This window comes from Caballeronia sp. LZ028, assembly GCF_031451415.1.
GTDB lineage: Bacteria > Pseudomonadota > Gammaproteobacteria > Burkholderiales > Burkholderiaceae > Caballeronia > Caballeronia zhejiangensis.
The window spans coordinates 863,524-883,062 of sequence record NZ_JARUXN010000003.1; the positions used below are offsets into that span (position 1 = coordinate 863,524).

A 19,539-nucleotide genomic window follows, 5' to 3' on the forward strand; every position below is an offset into this window, starting at 1 on the left:
CGATGAACATGCCGACGGAACAGGCCGCCATGATGCAGGCCGAAGCACAAGCACAATCACAAGAGACACAGGCACCGTACGACAAATCGGACTTGACCTTGCGCGATCGCCTGATCGAAGCGGGCATTCTGCTCGATACCGGCGAAGACGGTCTCTATGGCCGCAGCGAAGTATTCGAGGATGTCGTCGAACGGCTCAATCAGGCCATCACGATGCTCGGCGCGGATCAACACGCGGAAGTGCTGCGCTTTCCGCCCGCGATGCGCCGCCGCGATTTCGAGGACAGCGAGTATCTGAAGAGTTTCCCGAATCTGGCGGGCACGATCCACTCGTTCCAGGGCAACGATCGCGGGCATCATCGCCTGCTCGAAGCGCTCGACAAGATCGTGCATATCGGTGAAGAGGAAGAGCGCTCCGACGAATGGATGGATCAGCAAAAGCCGACGCGCCTCGTGCTCACGCCGGCCGCGTGCTATCCGATCTATCCGCTCGTCGCGAAGCGCGGCAATCTCGCGGCTGACGGCGCGATCTTCGATGCGTTCTCGTACTGCTTCCGCCACGAGCCGTCGATCGATCCGGGCCGCATGCAGATGTTCCGGATGCGCGAATACATCCGCGTCGGCAGCCCCGAGCAAGTGATGGCGTTCCGTCAGAAGTGGATCGACCGCGGTTCGCTGCTCGTCAATCTGCTGCAACTGCCTTTCGAAATCGATCTCGCCAACGATCCGTTCTTCGGTCGCGGCGGCATGATCGTCGCCGATAGCCAGCGCGCGCAGCAACTGAAGTTCGAACTGCTCGTGCCCGTCGCGACGCCCGACCGTCCGACCGCGTGCCTGTCGTTCAACTATCACCAGGACCACTTCGGCGAGCTGTGGCACATCCGTCAGGCCGACGATCAGGTCGCGCATACCGCGTGTGTCGGCTTCGGCATGGAGCGCACGACGCTCGCGCTCTTCCGTCACCACGGTCTCGATGTCAAGGCGTGGCCGGAGAAAGTGCGTCAGTTGCTTTGGGGCGACAAGGCGCCGCTCATCGAGGAAGGCCTCGCGAACCTGGGAAACAAGGCATGAACGCACGCTCGCCGGCAGAAGCCGTGACCGACACGTCCATGCCTGCGGACACCGCCTACATCCAGCACGCGCTGCATCGCGAAGAGCGCGTCTGGCTGGAGACGAACTGCTATGTCGACTTGTGGATCGAGCTGCTGCATCACTACGGCTGCGATCCGCATGCGGCGCTCGGTTTCACGGTGACGCAGGCATTCGAGGGCGATCAGTTCACGTTCCCGAAGTTCTCGCTCGACGATATCGCGCGGCTCTATGGCCTGCAGGCGCAAGAGCTCGCGATCTACGACACGCTGGAAGCGCACGTACGCGAGCAGACGCGCCGCGGGCAGATCGTGGTGGTCGAGATGGACTCGTACTATCTGCCCGACACACGCGCGACCGCGTATCGGCAGACGCATACGAAGACGACCATCGCGATCGACGCCATCGACACGGAAGCGAAGCGCATCACGTACTTCCATAATGCGGGTTACTTCGCGTTGGCGGGCGAGGACTACGATGGCGTGTTCCGTCTGATGCCGGGCCTCGCAAGCGATGTGCACGCGCTCTTCCCGTACGTCGAGTTCGTGAAGCGCGCGCGTGCGCCGCTCGAAGGCGATGCGATGGTGCAACGCTCGGTCGAGTTGCTCAAGCTGCGTCTCGCGGAACGTCCCGCGGTGAATCCCGTTGCGCAATGGCGCGCGGAATTTCCCGAGCATCTGCGTGCGTTGCTCGAACGCGATCCCGCGTACTATCACCTCTACACGTTCAACGTGATGCGTCAGCTCGGCTCGAACTTCGAGTTGCTGTCGAAGTATCTCGGCTGGCTGAACCGGCACGGCGTGGAAGTATCGAGCGATATTCAGACGAGCGCTCAAGCGATCGCGAGCGAAGCGATGGTCATGCAGTTTCGACTCGCGCGCGCCCGCATGCGCTCGCGCTCGGACCTGTGCGAAGACTGCCTCGATTCGATGCAGGCTTCGTACGACAAGGTTATCGAGCCGCTCGCCGCGCGCTTTCTGTGAACGCCGAAGCCGCGCGCATGCCGCGCGGCTTTGGCGTCGTTCTTCGCATTCCATCGACGAGGTAGGTTCATGCACGACCAGTGCGCGCACGCGGCGCGGCGTCTTTCAGAAGGCTGGCAATGCGTGAGCACGCCAGCGGGTTCATGCGCGACGCCCGCATCGCTCGGCACCGTCACGCAATGGATCGACGCGCCCGTGCCGGGCACGATCGCATCCGCATTGCGCGCGCAAGGCGTCAGCGATGAAGCGCTCGCGCAGCCGTTCGCGCATTCCGATCATTGGTATCGCGTGAAGCTCGCAGGCGACGGCATGCGGCGCTTGCGCTTCAATGGGCTCGCGACCATCGCCGAAATATGGCTCGACGATCGCAAGCTGCTCGAATCGGATTCGATGTTCGTCGCGCACGATCTCGACGTCGAACTCAACGGCGAGCATACGCTTCATCTGTGCTTCCGTTCGATCGCGCCCGCGCTTGCCGCCAAACGCGGACGTGCGCGCTGGCGTCCGAAGCTCGCGCAACCCGCCACGTTGCGCAACGTTCGCACGACGCTGCTCGGGCATATGTCCGGATGGTGTCCGACGATTCAACCGGCGGGTCCGTGGCGCCCCATCGAATTGATCGGCGAAACGCGCGCGTGCATCGACAACGTGGATCTGCGCACGAGCATCGACGGCAACGATGGCATGCTCGATGTCACCGTGCGCTACTTTCATGCACAGGAACAGGCGCCGGTTCGCATCGAATGTGGCGACGCGCACGCCACGCTGGAATGGCACGACGCGCGCACGCTCAAAGGCCGCGTGCGCGTGCCCGATGTGCGCTTGTGGTATCCGCACACGCATGGCGAGCCATCGCGCTATGCCGTGAAGCTCGGCGATATCGATCTCGGCGAAGTCGGCTTTCGCACGATAGAAGTCGATCGTGGTGTGGACGGCCGAGGCTTTCAGCTCGTCGTGAACGGCGTGCCTGTATTCGCGCGCGGCGCGTGCTGGACATCGGCCGACATCGTCGCGCTCGATGCACCGCGCGAGAAACTCGAGAACGTCTTCCGCCTGATTCGCGATGCGGGCCTGAACATCATTCGCGTGAGCGGCATCACGCTCTATGAATCCGACACGTTCTACCAACTCGCCGACGAATACGGCGTGCTCGTGTGGCAGGACTTCGCGTTCGCGAACTTCGATTATCCGGACGACGAAGCATTTCGTGAGAGCGCGCAACGCGAAGCCGAGCAGTTCCTTTCACGCACGCGACGCTTCGCATCGCTCGCGGTGCTGTGTGGCGGAAGCGAAGTGCATCAGCAGGCGGCAATGCTCGGCCTGCCCTTCGACGCGTATCAGCAGCGCCTCTTCACCGAACTCTTGCCGAATGCGATTGCAGCGCAGCGGCCCGACGCAGCGTATGTCGTGAACTCGCCGAGCGCGGCGCCCGGCGACGAGGAGTCGATGCCTTTCGGCACGCGCGGCGGCATTACGCATTACTACGGCGTGCCGGCGTATCAGCGCCCTTTCGACGATGTGCGTCGCGCGCACGTGCGCTTCGCCTCCGAATGTCTCGCGTTCGCCAACGTTCCCGACGATGTCGCCCTGCGCGCGATACCGAATGCGCGCGCGCACGAACCGCGCTGGAAAGCAGGCGTGCCGCGCGATCCCGGCTCGGCGTGGGATTTCGACGATGTACGCGAGCATTACATGCGATCGCTCTATCGCATGGACGTGCCGCGTTTGCGCTATGAAAATCCCGAGCGCTATCTGGAACTGTCGCGCGCGGTCGTCGCGGATGTGATCGGCGCGGTGTTCTCGGAATGGCGTCGCGAAGGATCGAGTTGTGCGGGGGGCATCGTATGGAATCTGCTCGATGTGCGTCCGGGCGCGGGCTGGGGCATCATCGACGTTCTCGGCGCACCGAAGAGCGCGCTGCATGGACTCGCGCGCGTGCTTCAACCCGTGCAGGCGTTGATCCTCGATGAAGGTCTCGACGGACTCGACGTTCATCTCGTCAACGATACCGCGCGCGAGATTCGCGCGCGCGTCGAACTGGCGTGCCTGCGTGAAGGCGCGATCAAGGTCGCGAGCGGTTCGCGCGATGTCGTATTGCAACCGCGCAGCGTACAACGTGTGTCGTCGAATGCGCTGATCGGCGCATTCTTCGATATCGCATATGCGTATCGCTTCGGCCCGCGCGCGCACGATGCGACGCATGTCGTTCTGCGCGACGCGGACACGAACGAAGTGCTGTCGGAAGCGTTCCACTTCCCCGATCCGTCGATCGGCGAGCGGCGCGATATCGGCTTGAGCGTCACCGTCGAGAAGGACGACGAGGGCTTCAGTCTCATTGTCGAAACGGCGCAGCTCGCGCGCTGGGTGCATATCGCCGATCCGAACTACTTCGCACGCATCGACTGGTTTCATCTCGCGCCGGGAAGCACGCGTCGCATTCCGCTCGTCGCGCGGCACGGGAACGTGAGCGCCGCGCCCGAGGGCGATGTATTCGCGATCAATGCGATTCGAAGCGCGACGTATCGCGCTTCGTGATGCGCGCGCGTCAGCGGCCGAATGCTTCCGTTTCGATGCGCCGTCCGGTGAGGAATGCATCGGCGACGAGTCGCAGCGGTCGCACATCGACATCGCTCGTTTTCGTTTCGATGAGCGTGTGAAAGTGCTCGTACAGCGCGGGATATTCGCGCTCGGCTTCGACATCGATCTCCTTGCCCGCGATCGACAGACGCTTGCCGCCTTCGCGCATCGAGAGGCGGCCCGCGTCCGTTTCGATGTCGATGTCCCATTCCTCGACGGGACCGTGACGCCAATCGAACACCGCGCGCACCGGCGCGCCGTTCGTCGCGACGCAATCGAGTTCGGCGGCGATCGGCGTGGATGTATCGGCCGGCATCGTGAGCGTGGCGGCGCGCAGCGCGACTTCATGCGGCAGGATGCGCGTGACGATCGATAGCGCGTTGATGCCCGGATCGAATACGCCGAGACCGCCCGGCTCCCAGATCCATTGCTGCCCCGGATGCCAGCGCCGCACGTCTTCCTTCCATCGCACTTCTACCGAGCGAATCGCGCCCGGTTCCTTCGACGCGAGCCAGGCGCGCGCCGGTTCGACTGCGCTCGCCGCGCGCGAATGCCACGAGGCGAAGAGCGTGCAGCCGTTCGCGCGTGCAACGTCGCGCAATGCTTCGACTTCGCTCACGCTCGCGCCTGGCGGCTTTTCGAGCATGACGTGCTTGCCTGCGTCGAGTGCGGCGAGCGCTTGCGCGTAACGCACTTGAGGCGGCGCGCAGAGCGACACTGCATCGACCGACGGCTCGGCGGCGAGGAGCGCGCCGATATCCGGATAGTTGCGCACGCCTTCGACGCTTGCATTGCGGCTCGCGCACGCGACGAGTTCGAACCCCGGCTGCGCGGCGATCGCGGGCAAGTGCTGATCCCGCGCGATCTTGCCGATGCCGACGACGGCGAGCTTGTGTACGGCTTTCATGCGAATGTCTCCTCCTTTCCGTGGAACCGCATCACGTTCCCGCGTGACCGCGGCCGAACAGCGCGGCCCAAAGCGTTTCATGCTTCGGCTTCGCTATTTCCAGAAATAAATCCTCTACGCAAATCTGCGCCAGATTCTCATCGACCCCGATGCCCGTTCCCGTGACCGTTTGCATCGAACGACGTCTCGATATGCGGCGTTTCCTGAACCGCGCCGCGCAAAGGCAGCGAGCATGCAACCCACTTTTCGGGATTTGTGTAGACGTCGAACCCCTTGAGACGCTTATCCGAATCTAACACCATCGATAGCGTTCCCGCAGTAATGACATAGATCGGCGGATGGATATCGCAGCGCCGGTCGATCTCTTCGCTTAGGTTGACCGTCTTTCGACGGAAGTGGACGAAGCCGCATACTCGATTGCGCAGCGCACAGTGAAGCAATCGCTGTCCCATTGCACTGTCGCACTGGAATCAATATGCGCCGTGGTATGAACGGTGGGCTGCTTCATAGGATGTGTCTGTAAGCGAAGTGAAGAATGGTGTAGTCGCGCTCTCGAACGACGGTAAGCGGCGACTCTATACGCCTCTCGCTTATCGCGATTCGCCCGTCGAGCGCATAGATGCGCGATACGCCCGCGTTTTCCTCGCGACAGCCAATGACGGCATCCAGCTCCGCGTCATGGATTGGCTTCGCATTGAACGGCACGGACGGTGGACGGATGTCGAGCGACCCACCTCAATCGGCTTCTTTGCAGGCTTCCAATCGAACGACGGCTCGTCTCTGCTATACGGCAACGACGATTGCATATTCTGACTCTCGAACATAGCGAGCCAACAGAATACTTTGTCATCCGAATTGATTCGTCACTTGAAGTTACGGTGACGAATCCGCGATACAGCTTCCGATTCGTCACCTCGCGATACCCTATCGCCCGCTCACGCAGTCGCCGCCACCTCCACCGGCGCGCGATAACTTTCGATCAACCGTTCGCGCTTCTTCGCGACGGCCGCGATGTTGCGCTCCTTCACATGCCCGAAGCCGCGGATTTCATCAGGCAGTTTCGCAAGCTTCAACGCGGCATCGCATCGTTGCGCATCGAGCGTCGCAACGAATTCATCGACGAGCGCAATGTAATCCGCGATCATCCGGCGTTCGGTGCGGCGCTCTTCCGTCTTGCCGAACACATCGAACGATGTGCCGCGCAAACCCTTCATCTTCGCGAGCACGCGAAACGCCGGCAGCATCCACGCACCAAAACGCTGCTTCACGAGATGGCCACGCTCGTCGCGTTTAGCGAAAAGCGGCGGCGCGAGATGGAACATCAGCTTGTAATCGCGGCCCGGTTCGCCCTCGAACTGCTCACGCAGCTTGTCGAGATACGCGGGATCCGCATAGAGACGCGCAACTTCGTACTCATCCTTATAAGCCATCAGCTTCGCGAGATTCACCGCGACGGCGCGCGTAAGGGGTAACTTCGCGTTCAGCAGCTTTTCCTTCTCGCGAATGCGCTCGACGACATCGCGATACGAACGCGCATACGCTTCGCTCTGATACGCCGCGAGCAACGCTTCGCGCGTCGCGATCACGTTCTCCAGCGACTCCGGCATCTTCACGATGACCGCGTGCTGCGTGGACTTGAGCAGATCGCCGGCGCCGTTCTGCGCAACGAAGCGGCCCCAGCTGAACGCGAGCACGTTCTTCTCGACGGCCACGCCGTTCAGTTCGATCGCGCGCGTGAGGCTCGCGAGTTCGAGCGGCAACCAGCCCTTCTGCCACGCGAAACCAAGCAGCAGCGGATTCGAATAGATCGTGTCGCCGAGCAGTTTCAACGCGAGCGCATTGGCATCGACGAACTCGCATCCCGCGCCGATGCTCTCCGACAACGCCTGCTCCGTCTGCGCAGCGGGAAAGGTCCATTGCGCATTCGTGACGAACTCGGCGGTCGGCGTCGCGCCGCTGTTGATCGCCGCGTGCGTGATGCCGTGACGCGTGCGCGACAGCACATCGTTCGATGCTGACACGATCGCATCGCAACCGATGACGAGCCGCGCTTCGCCCGTTGCGATGCGTGTCGCATGCAGCGCTTGCGGCTTCGGCGCGATCTGCACGTGACTCAGCACCGCGCCGCCCTTCTGCGCGAGACCCGCCATATCGAGCACGGTCACGCCCTTGCGTTCGATATGCGCGGCCATGCCGATCAATCCGCCGATCGTCACCACGCCCGTGCCGCCGACGCCCGTCACGAGAATGCCGTAAGGCTTCGACAAGCCAGGCAACGAAGGGATCGGCAGATCATCGAAGTCCGGCTTCACGCCTGCGGCCGCCTTGGGCTTGCGAACCTGCGCGCCTTCAGCGGTGACGAAACTCGGGCAAAAGCCCTTCACGCACGAGAAATCCTTGTTGCACGAAGACTGGTTGATCTTGCGCTTCGTGCCGAGCGGCGTGTCCATCGGCTCGACCGACAGGCAGTTCGATTGCACCGAGCAATCGCCGCAGCCTTCGCAAACCGCATCGTTGATGAACGCGCGACGCGCCGGATCGGGATACGTGCCACGCTTGCGGCGACGGCGCTTCTCCGTCGCGCAAGTCTGGTCGTAGATGAGGATGGTCGTGCCTTGCGTATCGCGCAACTCGCGCTGAATGTGATCGAGCTCATCGCGATGATGCACGTTCACGCCCTGGGGCAACGCAACGTTCGCATCGTATTTCTGCGGCTCGTCGGTCACGATGACGATGCGCTTCGCTCCTTCCGCATAGACCTGATGTGCGATCTGCGGCACCGTCAATACGCCGTCGACGGGCTGGCCGCCCGTCATAGCGACCGCATCGTTATAGAGAATCTTGTACGTGATGTTCGCGTTCGCCGCAATCGCCGCGCGCACCGCGAGCAGGCCCGAATGGAAGTATGTGCCGTCGCCGAGATTGACGAAGACGTGTTTATCGCCGGAGAAATGCATCTGGCCGATCCACGCGACGCCCTCGCCGCCCATCTGGCTGAACGTCTCGGTCTTGCGGTCCATCCACATCGACATGTAATGGCAGCCGATGCCCGCGAGCGCGCGCGATCCTTCGGGCACGCGCGTCGATGTGTTATGCGGACATCCCGAGCAGAACCATGGCTTGCGCTCGACATCGACGCGCGGCTTGGTCGCCTCGCGCTCTTTCGCTTCGATCGTTTCGACGCGCGACAACATGCGCGCACGCACGTCTTCGGGAAGATCCGCGCGCGCGAGACGACGCGCGATAGCCTTCGCGATCAACGCGGGCGATAGCTCGTAATGCGCCGGCAGCAACCAGTCGCCGCGCGGCACAGACCATTCGCCGCCTTCGTTGTCGCGTTCGTCGAACTTGCCGTAGATGCGCGGGCGCACGTCTTCACGCCAGTTATAAAGCTCTTCTTTCAGCGCGTATTCGAGAATCTGCCGCTTCTCTTCCACGACGAGAATCTCTTCGAGACCGGTCGCGAACGCGCGTGCGTCCTGCGCATCGAGTGGCCACACGCAGCCCACTTTCAGCACGCGCAGGCCGATCTGCGCGCAGGTGTCATCATCGAGACCGAGATCGACGAGCGCCTGACGCACATCGAGATACGCCTTGCCCGCCGTGATGATGCCGAAGCGCGGCTTGTCCGAATCGATGACGACGCGATTGAGCTTGTTCGCACGCACGTAGGCCAGCGCCGCGTACCACTTCTCGTCGAGCAGACGCGCTTCCTGCGCGAGCGGCGAATCTGGCCAGCGAATGTTGAGGCCGCCTTCGGGCATCGCGTAGTCGTCCGGCGTGACGATCTCCACGCGATCCGGATCGAGATCGATCGATGCCGTCGATTCGACCACATCGGTCACGCATTTCATCGCGACCCACAGGCCCGAATAGCGGCTCATCGCCCATCCGTGCAGACCGTAGTCGAGATACTCCTGCACGTTCGACGGATACAGCACCGGAATGCCCGCCGCGATGAACGCATGATCCGACTGATGCGCGACCGAGGACGACTTCGCCGCGTGATCGTCGCCCGCGAGGACAAGCACGCCGCCATGCTTGTCGGTGCCTGCGGAATTCGCGTGCTTGAAAACATCGCCGGTGCGATCGACGCCCGGTCCCTTGCCGTACCACATGCCGAACACGCCATCGCGTGTCGCGCCCGGCCACAGATTGATCTGCTGCGTGCCCCAGATCGACGTCGCCGCGAGATCCTCGTTCACGCCCGGCTGAAACACGATGTCGTTATTCTTCAGATGCGCCTTCGCCTTCCATAGCGACTGATCGAGCGCACCGAGCGGCGATCCGCGATAGCCCGAAACGAAGCCCGCCGTGTTCAGCCCCGCCTTGCGGTCGCGCGCTTTCTGCAACATCGGCAGACGCACGAGCGCCTGCGTGCCGCTGATATAGACGCGGCCTTTCTCCAGCGTGTATTTATCGTCGAGCGTTACGGTTGCAGCGGCTAGTGCGGCGCGATCGGGTGCGTTCATGAGGGCATGTCTCCGGAATTCGGGAATTAGTTTTTTTGCCGAGTATAGGAAGCCGATTTGCGATCGTAAAATCACGAATACACAACTCCGGTATCTGAAAATCAGATGGCGTTCGATCTCACGCTCAGGCAGTTGCGCTACTTCGTCGCCGCCGCGCAAACGGGCCAGTTCTCGATGGCGGCGGCCAACGAACACGTATCGCAGTCGGCGATCACGAATGCGGTGCTCGCGCTCGAAAGCGCGCTCGGCACGAAGCTGTTCGAGCGCCTGCCGCAAGGCGTCGCGCTGACGCCCGACGGTCAGGATTTTCATAACCATGCGCGCCGCGTGCTCGACGCCGCGCGCGATGCGATGCACATGCCGCCGTTTCGCGCGCACGACATGCGCGGCGTCGCGCGAATCGCGGCGTCCTATACGGTGCTCGGGTATTTTTTGCCGGAACTGCTCGCGCGCTTTCGTGCGACGTATCCGTTCATCGATTTCGATCTGCGTGACATGGAGCGGCCGCAAATCGAAGAAGCAGTCGCGAATGGCGATGTCGATATCGGCGTGGTGCTGCTATCGAATCTGCAGCGTCCGAATCGTTTCGACAGCCAGGTCTTGATGCGTTCGCGCCGGCAACTGTGGGTCGCGCCGATGCATCCGCTCGCGCAGCAGCACGCGGTATCGTTGAAGGATATCGCCGTGCATCCCTACATTCTGATTACCGTCGATGAAGGCGAGCAATCGACGATGCGCTACTGGCACAAGAAGCGCATCGAACCGAACATCGCGTTTCGCACGAGTTCGATGGAAGCGCTGCGCGGACTCGTGGCGCATGGCTTCGGCGTCACGGTGCTATCGGATATGGTGTTTCGGCCGTGGTCGCTCGAAGGCAAGCGCATCGAGGCGCGGCCCGTCAACGACGCGATTCCTCATATGGAAGCAGGCATGATCTGGCGCAAGGGCGCGACGTTGAGCGCCCCGTCGACCGCCGTGCAGCAGTTCCTGATTCATGCCTGTGGTGCTTAGTTCGAACTCAATGCGAAATGCTTTCGAGCGATCGGCCGAGCGTGCGCGGTCCCATCGATCCGATGCAGATCATCACGATCAGCATCGCGCCCGCGATGAAGCCGAACACGCCGGTCACGCCCGCTTCCTTCAGCACGAACGCGATCACGAACGAACTGAACACCGCCGATAGCCGGCTCCACGAATACACGAAGCCGACAGCGCGTGCGCGGATCGTCGTCGGATAAAGCTCTTGCTGATACGTGTGATACGTGAACGAGATGATGTTGCCCGCGAGCGTCAGCAACACGCCGAGCGTGACGATCGTCACCGCCGCCGACGCCTGGCTGAACAGCAGGCCCGCGACGATATTCACGGCCGCCATGAACACGATCACATGCTTGCGTTCGAAACGATCGGCGATCCAGTAGCCGAGCAAGGGACCGATGGGCGCGGCAAGCCCGATCACCGTCGTATAGAGCAGGCTCGACGTGACTGTCACGCCCTGCTTGACGAGCAGAGTCGGCACCCAGTTCGCGAAGCCGTAGAAACCGACCGTCTGACAGATATGAAAGACGATCAGCATGAGCGTGCGCTTGCGATACGGCGGCTTCCACATATCGGCGAACCCGGCCTTTCTTGCAATGGGATCGGAAGGACCCGGCGCGGGCAACGGCTTGCCGTACTGAAGCGCGACCGTGTCTTCGAGACGGCGCAGCACTTCGTCGGCTTCGTCGATGCGGCCTTTGCTCGCGAGCCAGCGCGGGCTTTCCGGCAGATTGCGCCGGAAGTACCAAACGAACAGCGCACTCACGCCCCCCGCCAATGCGACCCAGCGCCAGCCATCGAAGCCGAACGGCGCGCGCGGCACGAGCAGATACGAAAGGAACGCGACCACCGGCACGGCGGAAAAGCCGATCGCCTGGCACACGGCGAACGCCCTTCCACGCAGATGTTTCGGCGCAAGCTCGGACATATAAGTACCGATGGTCACGAGTTCCACACCGATGCCGAGCCCCGACACAAAGCGCCAGAAGTTGAGCCACAGTGCCGTGTCCTGAAACGCCATCACGGTATTCGCCGCGACGTACCAGAGCAGCGAATACGTGAAGATCGCGCGACGTCCGTAGCGATCGGCGAGAAAGCCGCACGCGATCGTGCCGATGAACAAGCCGCAGAACAGCGCGGCGATGAAGCTCGCGACGCCCGTCGTGCCGAAGAGACCCGCGGTCGTCGATGTGAGAATGCCGCTCTTCACGAGACCCGGCGCGATATAGCCGGTGAAGAGCAGATCATATAGCTCGAAGAAGAAGCCGAGGCTCAGCAGAAAGACGAGTTTCCACACCGCGCGCGTGGCGGGAAGCCGGTCGAGGCGTGCCGAGATGCCCGCCGTGTCCGCGATGGCGGGCGCGTCCGTGAACGCGCTGCCGGCGGCGTCGTGCAGACGCGAAGTGCCCTGCATGATGGCCATTGCTTGTCTCCTGAATGTATTTTGAAGCCGCATCGATGGCGGCTCTGTCATGCTGCGTGCTTACTGCGTGAAGCGTTCTTGCAACTCCGCGAACGATGCGATGCGGCCGATAATTGCGCTTGCAACTACCGTCGGCGGGCTTGCGAGCCATACTTTCCCCGGACCCGAGCGGCCCGGAAAATTGCGATTGATCGCGCTGATGGTGACTTGTTCGGCCTGTGTCGACGAACCTGGTCCGCAGTTCGCGCACGCACCGCACGACGGTTGCAGCAGAATCGCGCCGACGCGCTCGAACGCATCGACATAGCCTTGCGCGATGCAATAGTCGCGCACGTCCTGCGTGCCGAATTGCAAATAGAGCGTCACATTGCCGGGCACGCGCAAGCCGCGCCTCGCCGCCCACGAAAGCACTTCGTGATAGTGATCGAAGTCCTCGCGCTTGCCTGCCGTGCACGAACCGCCATACGCGATATCGATGACCGGCCTTTCATCGAGCGCTTCAAGCGCGATGCCGTTGCCCGGATCGCCGGGCGCGGCGAGCATCGGCGTGAGACGCGAGCAATCGATCGCGATGACATCGGCGTAGCGCGCGCCTTCATCGCTTCGCATCCATGGCTCGATCTTGAAGTCGATGCCGCGCCGCGCCTTCAGAAAGCGCACGGTTTCATCGTCGGGAGCGACGATGCCCGTGAAGCCGCCTAACTCGGCCGTCATGTTGGTGAGCGTCGTGCGCTCATCGGTCGAGAGGCTCGCGATGGCCGTGCCCGCGAACTCGAACACCTTGCCGACGCCCGCGCCCGCGCGTATGCGCGAATCGGCAAGCAAGTGAAGCACGATGTCCTTCGCGGTGACGCCCGCGGGAATCGGTCCCGATAGTTCGATGAGCAACGATTGCGGCACCGTCATGCGAACCGCGCCGGTGACGAATGCGTTCGCCATGTCCGTCGTGCCGACGCCGAACGCGACACATCCGAGCGCGCCGCTATGCGGCGTATGCGAATCGGTTCCGACGATCACGTGGCCGGGCAACGCGTAGCGCTCGGCCATCATCGCGTGCGAGATGCCTTCGGAGCCTTCGTCGAGCTCGCTGTTCGCTTCGCTCAGATAGCCGTGATTGCGCACATCGTAGTCATGCGCGAACGTGCGATGCGCGTCCGATAACTCGCGCACGTTCGGCAGCAGCCCGTTCCCGATATGCAGTTCGCTGCGATGCGAATACGACAGATGATCCTCGAACGCGAGCATGCTGCGCGGTTCGTGCAGCGTCAGCGGGCGGCCGAATGCCGCGTGCAGCATATGCGCGGCCATGCCCGTGTAGTACTCGTGGATGAAGCGCCAGTCCGCGCGCACGAAGATGCCGTTGCCCGCTTCGAGCGATGCGTTGGTCACATCGGTCGTCAATGTGTGACGCGCGAGAATTTTCTCTACGAGCGTGCGCGGCGCTTCATCGTGCGATGCTTCGCCGATGCTGACTCGTTGCATATGCAACTTTCCATAGCGCAACAGTCCGCCGCTCGTAAGGATCGCCGCCGCCAACGGATCGCGATCCGCAACGAGTTCATCGATATCGATAGCCTCGCCGCGCCGGATGCGTTCGATCAGGCCGAAATCCGTCGACGTGAAAAGCCCGAGATTGTCCGCGTTCTGCCGATAGATGCGTTCGAAGCTCCGCGCGATCACGAGCCGTATGCCCGCGTGATATTCGGCGAGCGGGCTATGTTCGCGCGACGAGCCTTTGCCATAGCGATTGCCCGCGACCGTCACCTGAAAGCGGCCCGCGCGCACGGCATCGTGGCCGATCGGATTGCGCCCGCCCGCATGAAATGCGACATACGGGCATTGACCGAGCCGCTCGTCGAAACGCGTGAGCACGCTGATCGGCGTGATTTCGTCGGTGGACACATCGTCGCGCAGTGCGCCCGCTTCATCGAGCGTGAGATCCTCGCCGGCGAGTTGCTGCTCGACCTTCGCGGCGTCCGCGCTCAGAAACAGGATTCGTCCGCTTACATTCAGATTGGCCATCGCATTCTCCTCGACGCCAATCTAGACGCACCCGCGCGCGTGCATGAAGTGTTCGTTCGGCACTGGGGCCATCGCGAGACGCGATGTCCGTGTTAACCCTCGCCGATGAGCGTATCGATCAGCGCCTGCACCGCCTTCAGCCGCGAAGACTTGCGCGGCGCATGAACGCGCAGGCATCGGCCGCTGCCCCACGTTTCGCGCAACGGCACGCGCACGAAATTGCGCGAACCGGCGAACGCCGACGCCGCGCTCGTCGGCACGATGCCGATGCCGAGTCCCGCTTCGACCATGCGGCATTGCGCATCGAAGCTGTTGACGGTGACGGTCACGTTGAGCGGCACGCGCGCGGCATCGGCGTGTTCCTTCAAGGTCTGATCGAGCGAACCGCCCGCCTGCAACGCGACGAGCGGAAAGCGCGTCACTTCGGCGAAGCTCAACGCGTCTGCTTGCGCGAGTTCGTGACCGGGCGGCAGGACGACCATCAGCGGATCGTCGACGAAGCGCCATGTATCGAGACCCGCATGCGCCTTCGTGCTCGCCGATATCCCGACATCCGCGCGATCGTCGAGACACGCGCGAATCACTTCATCGCTGATCTGTTCCGTCAACGCGATCTCGACGAGCGGATAGCGCGCCTTGAACGACGTGAGACGTTCAGGCAGAAAGCCGACGATCGCCGACGCATTGGCATAGAGACGCACGACGCCCGCGATCTGGCCGCTCATCGACTGAACTTCGCGCGCCATGCTCTCGAGCTGTCCATGAATGGAACGCGCGCTCGCATAAGCATGCTGCCCCGCTTCGGTCAGTTGCACGCCCGAGGACGAGCGAATGAGCAGCGCGACGCCGATGGCCGCTTCGAGATCGGCGATGCGCCTGCTCAACGCCGATGGCGCGATGTGACTGCGGCTCGCGGCGCGCGCAATCGATCCCTCCTCGACGACCGCGATGAAGAGTTCGAGACTGTAGGGATCGATTCGCATGGCTGTCGTGTTTATCGTCCGCCGGATAACGACGTGATGATTGCATACGCCGCCTTCACACGCTCTTCGTTCGGGATGTTCCTGTTCGCGAGCATCACGATGCCCACGCGCGCTTTCGGCACGAACGCGATATAGGCGCCGAAGCCGTTGGTCGAGCCGGTCTTGTTGATCCACACGTCGTCGCGCGGCGCTTGCGGCGGATCGATGCGCGTGACGGGCGTCGCGTTCAGGATCATCGACGACGAGTTTCCTTCGAGCAAAGGCTGTAACGCGACCGGATACGGATACTGTTCCCAGATGAGATCCTGCGTCATCGGGCCGGCCTGGAAATAGCCCGTGTGCGTGGCATCGACGGCGCGCTGAAACGCCGGATCGATACGCACGAGGTTCATGTTGATCTGCAGGAAGCGCGTCATGTCCGCAGCCGTCGATCTCACGCCATAAGCCTCCGGCGAAAGCACGCCGCCTTTCATGCGTATCGGCGCGTCGTCTTTCGTATAGCCTTGCGCGTAATCGCGCTGCTTCGAAGCGGGCACGTTGATGTAACTCTGCTTCAGTCCCAGCGCGGGAAAGAGACGCGTCTCTATCAGCGCTGCGAAGTCCTGCTTCATGCTCTTCGCCGTGATGAGGCCAAGCGTGCCGATGCCGGGATTCGCATACGTGCGGATCGTGCCGGGCGGCCGGGCCGGACGCCATGTTTTGAAGTACTGCATCAGTTGCTCGTTGTCGTGAATCTCGTCGGGCACTTGCAGCGGCAAGCCGCCCGGCGTGTGCGTGCCGAGATTCAGCAACGTCACCTTGCCGAACTCCGTCCCATCGAGCGATGGAAGATACTTGCTCACCGGATCGTTCAAGGAAAGATCGCCTTCGATCTGCGCATACGATGCGAGCGTCGCGGTGAACGTCTTGCTGATCGAGCCGAGTTCGAAGAGCGTATCGCGCGTGACGGGCTGCTTCGTCGCCTTAGACGCCACGCCGTACTCGAACACATAAGGCTTGCCGTCGACGACGACGCCCACGGCCATGCCGTGAATGCCGTGCAGCGCCATCAACGGCTTGATGGTCTGATCGACGGTCGACTTGACGCTCGCTGCATCGTCGGCATAGGCGGCGCCGGACATCGCGCCAAAAGAAAAAATGGCTGCTGCCAAAAGACTCAGCGCGCGAGACTTCATTGTCTTGATCCTTCGTTCTGGTTTGCATGATTGGAACGAAGCGAAATATCCGCTCTTTTTCGCACTTCGACAATCGAGGATAATTTGCCACTGGCAATAGAAAAACTTATGCGAGCCATGCGACCCCATCTTCCCCTGAATGCGTTGCGCGCGTTCGAAGCGTCGGCGCGGCATCTGAGTTTCACGCGCGCCGCACAGGAATTGAACGTCACGCAGGCGGCCGTCAGCCAGCAAGTGCGCGCGCTGGAGGAACGGCTCGGCACGCCGCTTTTCAGACGCGTCCCGCGCGGCCTCAGCGTCACCGACGAAGGGCGCGCGTTACTGCCCGTGTTGAGCGATGCGTTCGGCCGCATCGAAGCCGTGCTCAAGCAGTTCGAAGGGGGACACTTTCACGAAGTGCTGACGGTGGGCGTGGTCGGCACGTTCGCGGTCGGCTGGCTGATGCCGCGCATGAAGGCGTTTCGCGAGACGCATCCGTTCGTCGAGTTGCGGCTCTTCACGCATAACAATCTCGTCGATCCCGCGTCCGAAGGGCTCGACTTCGCCATCCGCTTCGGCGCGGGCGTCTGGCCGGCGACGCATAACGCGCTGCTGCTCGATGCGCCGCTCGCCGCGCTGTGCGCGCCCGACATCGCGCGGCGTCTTTACACGCCATCCGATCTCGTCAATGAAGTGCTGCTGCGCTCCTATCGCGCGGACGACTGGAGCGACTGGTTCGACGCCGCGGGCCTCGACGCATGGACGATGAACGGTCCCGTCTTCGATTCGTCGCGCCTGATGGTGGAAGCCGCCGTGCAAGGCGCGGGCGTCGCGCTCGCGCCGCCGCGCATGTTCGTGCGCGAGTTGCAGGCCGGGCTGCTCGTGCGTCCGTTCGATGTCGAAGTGAGAACCGGCAGCTACTGGCTCACGTGGCTCAAGTCACGGCGTCTTTCGCACGGCATGAAGCTCTTTCGCGACTGGCTCGTCAGGGAGGCGGCCGAGGCCGTTTAGCGGCGCAGGCGGCGTCTGCCTGCCGCGAGATCGTCCGCGAGCGGCACGGACGAGAACAGCAGCAGCAACGCGGCGAGCGGCACGGTCGTCGCGAAGCCGAGATGCGCGAAGCCGATCGCGCCCGCGAAACCGCCGAGCATGAACATCGCGAAGAGCGAACTCAGCAGCGCGAGACGCGCGTGATTCGCGCGCACATAAGAGGCATCGTCGCGCGCGACGCCGCGGTTCCAGTAAAGGCTCTTGCCGATCTCGATGCCGATGTCCGTCACGAGACCCGTCACATGCGTCGTGCGGATCTCCGCCTTCGATATCTTCGTGATCATCGCGTTTTGCAGGCCCATCACGAAGCAAAGCAGCGCGACGGTCAACGGCACATCCCACACGCGATGCGTCTCCAGATTGGCGCCGAGCATGCCGAACACGAGCAGAAGCGCCGCTTCGAGCAAAAGCGGCGTTGCGAACACGCTATGCGCGCGCCGCTGCCGTCCCCAGTTGATGAGCACCGCGGAAGTCGCCGCGCCGCCGAGGAACGCGCCGACCGCGCCGATCGCGGAAAAGACCAAGGCGATCTGGCCGAGCACGAGGTTATCGGCGATCGATGAAACGAGCCCCGACATATGCGACGTGTATTGCCCGACCGCGAGAAAGCCGCCCGCGTTCGCGGCGCCCGCGACGAAGGCGAGCGCGCAGCCCAGACGCCGGTTGGCGGAATCGGTGCGGCTGGGCGAAGTCAAGCCACGGATATAGGCAATCGGCATGGCGGCTCGGGCAGGATGATCGAGCCGAAAAGATAGCACGCCAATTTGCCTCTCCGGGCATGCCTACCGTATGCAATCTGAAAGAAAAAACATAAGTCGATAGCATGCTAACGAATAGAGTTCTCGCTATAATCCCGCCGCATGACTCATCTCGACTTCCTGCGCCGCTCCGTGAGCAGCACGCTCGTGCTTGCCGCGCGACGCTGGCGCCGCACGAGCCACGGCGTGCTCGCCTCGTACGGCGTGTCGGAAGCATGCGCCGTGCCGCTGCTCACGGCCAACCGGCTCGGCGAGGCGGTGCGTCAGGTGACGCTCGCGGAGCATGTCGGCATCGAAGGGCCATCGCTCGTGCGGCTGCTCGATCAGCTTTGCGCGGCCGGACTCGTGCGCCGTGACGAAGATCCCGAAGACAAGCGCGCCAAGACCATCACGCTTACCGACGAAGGCCGCGCCGTCACCGCGCGCATGGAAGAGCGTCTCGTCACGCTGCGCGCGCGGTTATTGAAGGGCGTGAGCCGCGAAGACCTGGAAACGACATTGCGCGTGCTGAACGTATTCAGCGCGTCGCCGGATGCGAAGCTGCTCGCGGCACTCGAAGCCGGCGATCAAACCGCAAAGCCGGCGCGGTCCGCCGCAAAGCGCGGAGCATAGCGCCATGTCCTTTCCATCCGCGCGCGAGTGGCTCTTTTCCGCCAAGACCTTCGCCGCCGCGATGATCGCGCTCTACATCGGCCTCAGACTCGAATTGCCGCGTCCTTATTGGGCGATGGCGACCGTCTATATCGTGTCGAATCCGTTCGTCGGCGCGACGCGCTCGAAGGCGCTGTATCGCGCGCTCGGCACCATGATCGGCGCGGCGGGCGCGGTGTTGATCGTGCCGCCGTTCGTCGAATCGCCGTATCTCTTCAGCGTGATCGTCGCGTTGTGGACGGGCACGCTGCTCTTTCTCTCGATGTTCGACCGCAGCGCGCGCAGCTATGTGTTTCTGCTCGCGGGCTACACGCTGCCGCTGATCGCGCTGCCCGCCGTCACGAATCCGACGGCCGTCTTCGATCTCGCGATCACGCGCACCGAAGAGATCCTGCTCGGCATCGTGGTGGCGAGCGACGACGGCAGCGTGGTG

General features: G+C 62.8%; 15 protein-coding genes. 7 read left to right on the top strand and 8 right to left on the bottom strand.

What is annotated here, in order from left to right:
* Window positions 1-2 precede the first annotated feature (2 nt).
* From QCE58_RS21160 to QCE58_RS21170, 3 genes are all read left to right on the top strand, one after another.
* Window positions 3-1,070: an amino acid--[acyl-carrier-protein] ligase gene (locus QCE58_RS21160; RefSeq protein WP_033536223.1), complete on the top strand. Its 1,068-nt coding sequence runs from the start codon at window positions 3-5 to the stop codon at window positions 1,068-1,070.
* Complete coding sequence (locus QCE58_RS21165) at window positions 1,067-2,071, top strand: DUF1839 family protein (protein ID WP_008348339.1); 1,005 nt, start codon at window positions 1,067-1,069, stop codon at window positions 2,069-2,071. Before QCE58_RS21160 ends, QCE58_RS21165 begins: the two co-directional genes overlap by 4 nt.
* A gap of 69 nt (window positions 2,072-2,140) precedes the next feature.
* Window positions 2,141-4,606 carry a glycosyl hydrolase 2 galactose-binding domain-containing protein gene (locus tag QCE58_RS21170; protein ID WP_250521983.1) on the top strand — a complete coding sequence of 822 codons (2,466 nt, stop codon included), beginning with the start codon at window positions 2,141-2,143 and terminating at the stop codon, window positions 4,604-4,606.
* Window positions 4,607-4,616: 10 nt separating this feature from the next.
* On the opposite strand, the gene QCE58_RS21175 is transcribed toward QCE58_RS21170, so the two are convergent.
* The 3 genes from QCE58_RS21175 to QCE58_RS21185 all read right to left on the bottom strand — a co-directional run bounded on the left by QCE58_RS21175 (window position 4,617) and on the right by QCE58_RS21185 (window position 10,027).
* Entirely contained in the window at window positions 4,617-5,555 is a 939-nt protein-coding gene (locus QCE58_RS21175; protein WP_175981093.1) for a Gfo/Idh/MocA family protein, read from the bottom strand.
* A gap of 137 nt (window positions 5,556-5,692) precedes the next feature.
* Window positions 5,693-6,007, bottom strand: coding sequence for a hypothetical protein (locus QCE58_RS21180; protein WP_250521984.1), 315 nt, complete (start codon window positions 6,005-6,007; stop codon window positions 5,693-5,695).
* A gap of 483 nt (window positions 6,008-6,490) precedes the next feature.
* Window positions 6,491-10,027, bottom strand: coding sequence for an indolepyruvate ferredoxin oxidoreductase family protein (locus tag QCE58_RS21185; RefSeq protein WP_250521985.1), 3,537 nt, complete (start codon window positions 10,025-10,027; stop codon window positions 6,491-6,493).
* 105 nt (window positions 10,028-10,132) lie between these two features.
* Between QCE58_RS21185 and QCE58_RS21190 the strand changes: the two genes are divergently transcribed.
* On the top strand, window positions 10,133-11,038 hold the full coding sequence (locus tag QCE58_RS21190) for a LysR family transcriptional regulator (RefSeq protein ID WP_008348350.1): 906 nt from the start codon (window positions 10,133-10,135) through the stop codon (window positions 11,036-11,038).
* A 7-nt stretch (window positions 11,039-11,045) separates the two neighbouring features.
* Here the strand turns inward: QCE58_RS21190 and QCE58_RS21195 are convergent, their stop codons facing one another.
* The 4 genes from QCE58_RS21195 to ampC all read right to left on the bottom strand — a co-directional run bounded on the left by QCE58_RS21195 (window position 11,046) and on the right by ampC (window position 16,668).
* Window positions 11,046-12,488 (bottom strand): MFS transporter, encoded by a 1,443-nt coding sequence (locus tag QCE58_RS21195; protein WP_250436692.1) that lies wholly within the window; start codon window positions 12,486-12,488, stop codon window positions 11,046-11,048.
* Window positions 12,489-12,548: 60 nt separating this feature from the next.
* Window positions 12,549-14,510: an aconitase family protein gene (locus QCE58_RS21200; protein ID WP_250521986.1), complete on the bottom strand. Its 1,962-nt coding sequence runs from the start codon at window positions 14,508-14,510 to the stop codon at window positions 12,549-12,551.
* A gap of 92 nt (window positions 14,511-14,602) precedes the next feature.
* Window positions 14,603-15,493 carry a LysR family transcriptional regulator gene (locus tag QCE58_RS21205; RefSeq protein ID WP_250436694.1) on the bottom strand — a complete coding sequence of 297 codons (891 nt, stop codon included), beginning with the start codon at window positions 15,491-15,493 and terminating at the stop codon, window positions 14,603-14,605.
* Between the two features lie 11 nt (window positions 15,494-15,504).
* Entirely contained in the window at window positions 15,505-16,668 is a 1,164-nt protein-coding gene (gene ampC / locus QCE58_RS21210) for a class C beta-lactamase (protein WP_250521987.1), read from the bottom strand.
* A 108-nt stretch (window positions 16,669-16,776) separates the two neighbouring features.
* On the opposite strand from ampC, the gene QCE58_RS21215 reads away from it, so the two are divergent.
* A complete protein-coding gene (locus QCE58_RS21215) occupies window positions 16,777-17,658 on the top strand; it encodes a LysR family transcriptional regulator (protein ID WP_284502578.1) in 882 nt (293 codons plus the stop codon).
* Here QCE58_RS21215 and QCE58_RS21220 read toward each other — a convergent pair.
* On the bottom strand, window positions 17,655-18,416 hold the full coding sequence (locus tag QCE58_RS21220) for a YoaK family protein (protein WP_008348363.1): 762 nt from the start codon (window positions 18,414-18,416) through the stop codon (window positions 17,655-17,657). The two genes, QCE58_RS21215 and QCE58_RS21220, sit on opposite strands and share 4 nt — an antisense overlap.
* Before the next feature lie 141 nt (window positions 18,417-18,557).
* Between QCE58_RS21220 and QCE58_RS21225 the strand changes: the two genes are divergently transcribed.
* Both QCE58_RS21225 and QCE58_RS21230 read left to right on the top strand, forming a co-directional pair.
* The gene (locus QCE58_RS21225; RefSeq protein WP_175981107.1) at window positions 18,558-19,067 is read left to right on the top strand and encodes a MarR family winged helix-turn-helix transcriptional regulator; all 510 of its coding nucleotides are present in this window, start codon (window positions 18,558-18,560) and stop codon (window positions 19,065-19,067) included.
* A 4-nt stretch (window positions 19,068-19,071) separates the two neighbouring features.
* The coding region (locus QCE58_RS21230) for an FUSC family protein (RefSeq protein WP_309780234.1) at window positions 19,072-19,539 on the top strand (468 nt) is incomplete at its 3' end.

Coding starts and splice junctions, on each gene's coding strand:
- QCE58_RS21185 (WP_250521985.1), bottom strand. CDS start 10,027: ATGAACGCACCCGATCGCGCCGCACTAGCCGCTGCAACCGTAACGCTC.
- QCE58_RS21225 (WP_175981107.1), top strand. CDS start 18,558: ATGACTCATCTCGACTTCCTGCGCCGCTCCGTGAGCAGCACGCTCGTG.
- QCE58_RS21180 (WP_250521984.1), bottom strand. CDS start 6,007: ATGGGACAGCGATTGCTTCACTGTGCGCTGCGCAATCGAGTATGCGGC.
- QCE58_RS21190 (WP_008348350.1), top strand. CDS start 10,133: ATGGCGTTCGATCTCACGCTCAGGCAGTTGCGCTACTTCGTCGCCGCC.
- QCE58_RS21220 (WP_008348363.1), bottom strand. CDS start 18,416: ATGCCGATTGCCTATATCCGTGGCTTGACTTCGCCCAGCCGCACCGAT.
- QCE58_RS21165 (WP_008348339.1), top strand. CDS start 1,067: ATGAACGCACGCTCGCCGGCAGAAGCCGTGACCGACACGTCCATGCCT.
- QCE58_RS21200 (WP_250521986.1), bottom strand. CDS start 14,510: ATGGCCAATCTGAATGTAAGCGGACGAATCCTGTTTCTGAGCGCGGAC.
- QCE58_RS21170 (WP_250521983.1), top strand. CDS start 2,141: ATGCACGACCAGTGCGCGCACGCGGCGCGGCGTCTTTCAGAAGGCTGG.
- QCE58_RS21175 (WP_175981093.1), bottom strand. CDS start 5,555: ATGAAAGCCGTACACAAGCTCGCCGTCGTCGGCATCGGCAAGATCGCG.
- QCE58_RS21160 (WP_033536223.1), top strand. CDS start 3: ATGAACATGCCGACGGAACAGGCCGCCATGATGCAGGCCGAAGCACAA.
- ampC (WP_250521987.1), bottom strand. CDS start 16,668: ATGAAGTCTCGCGCGCTGAGTCTTTTGGCAGCAGCCATTTTTTCTTTT.
- QCE58_RS21205 (WP_250436694.1), bottom strand. CDS start 15,493: ATGCGAATCGATCCCTACAGTCTCGAACTCTTCATCGCGGTCGTCGAG.
- QCE58_RS21195 (WP_250436692.1), bottom strand. CDS start 12,488: ATGGCCATCATGCAGGGCACTTCGCGTCTGCACGACGCCGCCGGCAGC.
- QCE58_RS21215 (WP_284502578.1), top strand. CDS start 16,777: ATGCGAGCCATGCGACCCCATCTTCCCCTGAATGCGTTGCGCGCGTTC.